At 68.8% G+C, this 5,514-nt stretch carries 5 protein-coding genes; 3 read left to right on the forward strand and 2 right to left on the reverse strand.

All coding sequences use genetic code 11. The features are described from left to right. From PHC73_RS11090 to PHC73_RS11100, 3 genes are all read left to right on the forward strand, one after another. The coding region (locus PHC73_RS11090) for a ferrous iron transporter B (protein WP_300128042.1) at positions 1 to 1,086 on the forward strand (1,086 nt) is incomplete at its 5' end. Between the two features lie 229 nt (positions 1,087 to 1,315). Beyond that, positions 1,316 to 2,821, forward strand: coding sequence for a 4-hydroxyphenylacetate 3-hydroxylase N-terminal domain-containing protein (locus tag PHC73_RS11095; RefSeq protein WP_300128045.1), 1,506 nt, complete (start codon positions 1,316 to 1,318; stop codon positions 2,819 to 2,821). 64 nt (positions 2,822 to 2,885) lie between these two features. Next, positions 2,886 to 4,079, forward strand: coding sequence for an acyl-CoA dehydrogenase family protein (locus PHC73_RS11100; RefSeq protein ID WP_300128048.1), 1,194 nt, complete (start codon positions 2,886 to 2,888; stop codon positions 4,077 to 4,079). A gap of 140 nt (positions 4,080 to 4,219) precedes the next feature. Here PHC73_RS11100 and dusA read toward each other — a convergent pair whose 3' ends face one another. Then, on the reverse strand, positions 4,220 to 5,257 hold the full coding sequence (gene dusA / locus PHC73_RS11105) for a tRNA dihydrouridine(20/20a) synthase DusA (RefSeq protein WP_300128051.1): 1,038 nt from the start codon (positions 5,255 to 5,257) through the stop codon (positions 4,220 to 4,222). Positions 5,258 to 5,304: 47 nt separating this feature from the next. Then, positions 5,305 to 5,514 (reverse strand): type I restriction enzyme endonuclease domain-containing protein (locus PHC73_RS11110; protein WP_300128054.1); only part of this gene is annotated, 210 nt, incomplete at its 5' end.

Raw genomic sequence — 5,514 nt, forward strand, 5'->3', positions numbered from 1 at the left:
CGGGGCGACGGGGTGGCTGGACTGCTGCCGCCGGGCTGGCTGCGCAGCCTGCTGGTGGACGGCGTCCTCGCCGGCGCCGGCGGCGTGCTGGTGTTTTTGCCGCAGATCGTGATTCTGTTTTTCTTCATCCTGGTGCTGGAGGAATCCGGCTACCTGCCGCGGGCGGCGTTTTTGCTCGACCGGCTGATGGGCGGCGTGGGCCTGTCCGGGCGGTCGTTCATCCCGCTGCTGTCGAGCTTCGCCTGCGCCATCCCGGGCATCATGGCGGCGCGCACCATCGCCAACCCGCGCGACCGGCTGGTCACCATCCTGATCGCGCCGCTGATGACCTGCTCGGCGCGCCTGCCGGTGTATGCGCTGCTGATCGGCGCCTTCATCCCGCGCCGGCAGGTGTGGGGTGGGCTCGAATTGCAGGGCTTGGTGCTGCTCGGCTTGTACGCGGCCGGCATCGCCGGCGCGCTGGTGGTGGCCTGGGTGCTGAAGCGCCTGACCGCACGCCGGCAAGTGCGCACGCTGATGATGGAGCTGCCGGCCTACCACTGGCCGGCGCTGCGCAACGTCGCCATCGGGCTGTGGCAGCGGGTGACCATCTTCGTGCGCCGCGTCGGCGGCATCATCCTGGCGTTGACGGTGGCGATGTGGTTCCTGGCCAGCTTTCCGCCGCCGCCGCCGGGGGCGACCGGGCCGGCCATCGACTACAGCCTGGCCGGCATCCTCGGCCGCGCACTGGCGGTGATCTTCGAGCCGATCGGCTTCAACTGGCAGATCAGCATCGCGCTGGTGCCGGGCCTGGCGGCGCGCGAGGTGGCGGTCAGCGCGCTCGCTACCGTCTATGCCCTGTCGACCACCGGCGAGGATGCGGCCGGGGCGCTGGCGCCGCTGTTGGCGCAGGACTGGAGCCTCGCCACGGCGCTGTCGCTGCTGGCCTGGTACGTGTTCGCGCCGCAGTGCCTGAGCACGCTGGCGACCATTCGGCGCGAGACCGGCTCCTGGCGCTGGGCGGCGGTGGCGGCGGGTTATCTGTTTGCGCTGGCCTACGCGGCGGCCTTCGTCACCTACCGCGTGGCGCTGTGGCTGGGTGGGTGAGAGCTTGTGAATTTTTCAAGCTCTCAGGCCGGCCAGGGATATGGCCGGACGCGAATCGAGCCCGTCCGGGCGTGTACCGGACGGGCGACGCAAGAAATGCGCAGGACGCGCATTTCTTCACAAACTTTGAGGCGCGGCGCCTGACTGCCTTGGGCAGCGTGGCGGAATAAACTGACGCCACGGCCATCGATCCGATGCCGAAAAAGAAACAGAGCGAGGAGAGTCATTCATGGGCATCAGGACGGGCGCGCAGTACATCGCGAGCCTGCGCGACGATCGCGCGCTGTACATCGCCGGCGAGCGGGTGAGGGATGTGACGCGCCATGCGCCGCTGGCCGGCATTCTGGCCAGCATCGCCGAGCACTTCGACGCGTTTCACCGGCCGGACCTGCAGGCCGACTACACCTACCCCTCGCCCAGGGACGGCCGGCCGGTCAGCAATTCCTTCCTGCCGGCGCGCACCTGGGACGAAGTGCAGCAGCGCCTGCGTGGCGAGTCGCTGCGCAAGGAAGCGACCTACGGCCTCATGGGCCGGCTGCCGGATTTCATGAACGCCTTCGTCACCGATGCGGCGGTGATCGCCCCGCACGTGCTGGGGCACAAGGACAAGGCGTTTGCCGACAACGCCATCCGCTACTGGGAATACTGCCGCGACGAGGACATCTGCCTCACCCACACGCTGGTCGATCCCAAGCGCGATTACGGCAAGGACCTGTCGGCCCAGCGGGCGCTCAAAGTGGTGCGCGAGACCGACGCCGGCATCGTGGTCAGCGGCGCGCGCATGCTGTCGACGCTGGCGCCGGTGAGCAACGAAATCTGGGTCGGCCCCTTCATGCCGCGCCGGCCGGGCGAGGAGGACTACGCGCTCAGTTTTGCCGTGCCGGTGGCGACGCCGGGTCTGAGGTTCATCGCCCGCGAGAGCTACGCCCGCGGCGGCAGCCGCTACGATCGCCCGCTTTCCGAACGTTTCGACGAGGGCGACGCGCTGGCGGTGTTCGAGGACGTGCTGGTGCCCTGGGAGCGGGTGTTCATCTACCGCGACATCGTCGCCTACAACATGATGGCGCCGAGCTTTCCGGGCTATCTGCTGCTGCAGGCCATCGTGCGCGGGCGCTCCAAGCTGCGCTTCATGACCGGTCTGGCCAGCAAGATCGCCGACGTGCTGGGCAGAAGCGCCCTGCCGCGCTACCAGGAGCTGCTCGGCGAGTTTCTGGCCCTGAACGAACTCGCCGATGGCCTCATCGACGCCAGCGCCCGCGAGCTGGTGGTGCACGCCCAGCAGGAATTCGCCAAGCAGGCCGACCCCGGCTTCGTGCTCGAGGACGTGGCGCGCGAGACGGCGTCGCTGTTCGCCTCGCCGAACCGCGGCATGGTGGGCATCTCGACGCTGCGGTTTTTCCTGCCCGAGGTGAACACCCGGGTCAACGAGCTGATTCGTCTCATGGGCAGTTCGAGTCTGGTGATGACGGTGACCGAGGCCGATTTCGCCAATCCCGAGACCGCCGCCGATCTCGAGCAATATCTCGGCAACGAGCAGGCCAGCGCCCGCGAGCGCGTGCAGGTGATGAAACTCGCCTGGGACGCGGTGGCGAGCGAGTTCGGCGGCCGGCAGGAGATTTACGAGATTTTCTTTGCCGGCGACCCGTTCCTGTCGCGCCAGCTGCACTATTTCACGCCGCGGCGCGGGCAGTACCAGGCCATGGTCGATCGCTTGCTCGCCGAAAGCCGCGCCTGAGCGGCCTGCACCATTTTTTTAACGTTTGGCCGCCTGCCAGCGGGCGGCCTCGAGGGAGATTTGCATGTCCACATCCGCCATCCCGAGCGCCGAGGAACTCATCGGCCGCGCCCGCGAACTCGCGCCGGTGATCGCCGGGCGCGCGCTCGACTGTGAGCGCCTCGGCCGCCTGCCGGACGCGAGCTTTGCCGATTTTCGCGACGCCGGGTTCTTTCGCATCCTGCAGCCGAAGCGCTTCGGCGGCTACGAGCACGACATGTACACGCTGCTCGAAGTCACGCGCGAGATCGGCCGCAGCGGTTGTTGCTCCAGCGCCTGGGTGCTGGCCATTCTCGCCATCCACAACTTTTATCTCGGCTACTTCCCGCCCAAGGCGCAGCAGGACATCTGGGGCGAGGATGAGGACACGCAGACCTGCACGCCGTTCGTGCCGTCCGGCAAGGTGACCCGCGTCACCGGCGGCATCGAGATCCGCGACGGCCGCTGGACGTTTGCGAGCGGCTGCGATCATTCGCGCTTTGCGCTGGTCGGCGTGCTGGTGCCGGACGCGGCCGGCGGCCCGCCCGAGTATTTTCAGTGCGTGGTGCCGCGGGCCGATTTCGTCATCCATCACGACAGCTGGGACGTGGTGGCGCTCAAGGGCACCGGCAGCAAGGACATCAGCATCGAGCACTGTTTCGTGCCCTCGCACCGCATGTTCTCGCTCACCAAGGTGGCGCAGGGCTACGCACCGGGGCGCGAGATCAACCCCGGGCCGCTGTACCGGCAGCCGTTTTTCGCCGCCTCGGTGTGTTCGCTGATCGCGCCGGCCTGGGGCGCGGCGCTGGCGGCGCTGGACGGCTTCGAGGCGCGCCTGCAGTCGCGCATGATGGTGTTCGGCGGCGGCAGGCAGGCCGAAAAATCGACCGCCCTGCTGCGTCTGGTGGAAGCCTCGGCCGAGATCGACGCCGCCGGCCTGCTGCTCAAGCGCAACTGCGACGCCTTCAAGGCGCTGGCCGAGGCGGGCGAGGTGTCGAGCAAGGTGCACAACGCCAAGGCGCTGTTCGAGGGCGCCTACGCCACCACGCTGCTGACGCGCGCCGTCGAGCGCCTGTTCGTGGCCAGCGGCGGCAGCGCCCTGCACGAGGGCAACGTCATCCAGCGCTGCTGGCGCGACGTGCACGCCGTCAACAGTCACGCCGGCATGAACTTCGACAACATGGGCGAGCTGTACGGCCAGCTGCGGCTGGGGCAGGACGTCGAGCACGGCTTGATCTGAGAGCTTGTGAATGTTTCAAGCGCTCAGGCCGGCCAGGGATGGCCGGACGCGAATCGAGCCCTTGAGGGCTTGATTCGCGGGAGCCCGTCCGGGCGTGTACCGGACGGGCGACGCAAGAAATGCGCAGGACGCGCATTTCTTCACAAACCCTGAGCGGCGGTCAGGCCGGGGTTATGTCGGGGGTCGTGCGGGCAGTAGCCTGGCGGCCCCAGCATCGGCTGTGCCGCGGCGAGCACGCGCCCAGGATCGCGTGCGGCGCTGGGGGTGCTCAGCGTGCGCCGCCAGGCGCGCGCGCCGGGTGTGCCCTGGAACAGCCCCAGCAGCGGTCGGGTGAGTGCCGTGATCGGCGTGCCGGCGGCGAGCTCGCGGCGCATGTAATCCACGTACTGTGAGAGCACCGCCGCGCGCTCCGGCAGCGGCGTCGCGGCACCGAAGACGCGCCGGTCGACATCCGCCAGCAGCCAGGGCGAGTGGTACGCCGCGCGGCCGATCATCACGCCGTCTACGTGCTTCAGATGCTCCAACGCCTGGTCGAGGTCGGTAATACCGCCGTTGATGACGATTTCGAGCTCCGGGCGCAGGCGCTTCAGGCGGTACACGGTCTCGTAGCGCAGCGGCGGAATCTGCCGGTTCTCGCGCGGCGACAGGCCGTCCAGCCAGGCCTTGCGCGCGTGCACGGTGAAGTGCCGGCAGCCGGCGCCGGCCACGGTTTCGACGAAGGCGAACAAATCCTCGTCGCGGTCGGTGCGGTCGATGCCGATGCGGCATTTCACCGTGACGGGAATGCTCACCGCCGCCTGCATGGCCGCCACGCAGTCGCCGACCAGCACCGGCTCCGCCATCAGACAGGCCCCGAAACGCCCCGACTGCACCCGGTCCGACGGGCAGCCGACGTTGAGGTTGATCTCGTCGTAACCGAAGTCCGCCCCGATGCGCGCCGCCTGCGCCAGCTGCGCCGGATCGCTGCCACCCAGTTGCAGCGCCACGGGGTGCTCCGCCGGGCTGTAGGCGAGCAGGTAGTCCGGATCGCCGCGCAGCAGCGCCTGGGCGGTGACCATCTCCGTGTACAGCAGCGTGCAGCGCGTGATCAGGCGATGCAGGAAGCGCGCGTGGCGGTCGGTGCAATCCAGCATCGGCGCCACCGACAGGCGGCGCGACAGCGGGGCGGGGGTGTTCATGGCAACGATTGTGCCAGCCTGCGCCACATGAAGGCGGGCGGCGCCGGTCAGTGCACGGCCCAGCTGGCCGACAGCGCCTCGGCCTGCGCCAGCACGGTCTGTACGGCAGAGTCTTGCAGATCGGGCGGGTAGCCGTATTTGCGCAGGATGCGCTTGACCAGCACCCGCAGCCGGGCGCGGGCCGATTCACGGTGGGCCCAATCCACCGAGACGTTGTCCCGCAGGCTCATCAGCAGTTCATGGGCGATCACGCGCAG

The sequence above is a fragment of the Immundisolibacter sp. genome, from assembly GCF_028696615.1.
In the GTDB taxonomy this organism is placed as follows: Bacteria; Pseudomonadota; Gammaproteobacteria; order Immundisolibacterales; family Immundisolibacteraceae; genus Immundisolibacter.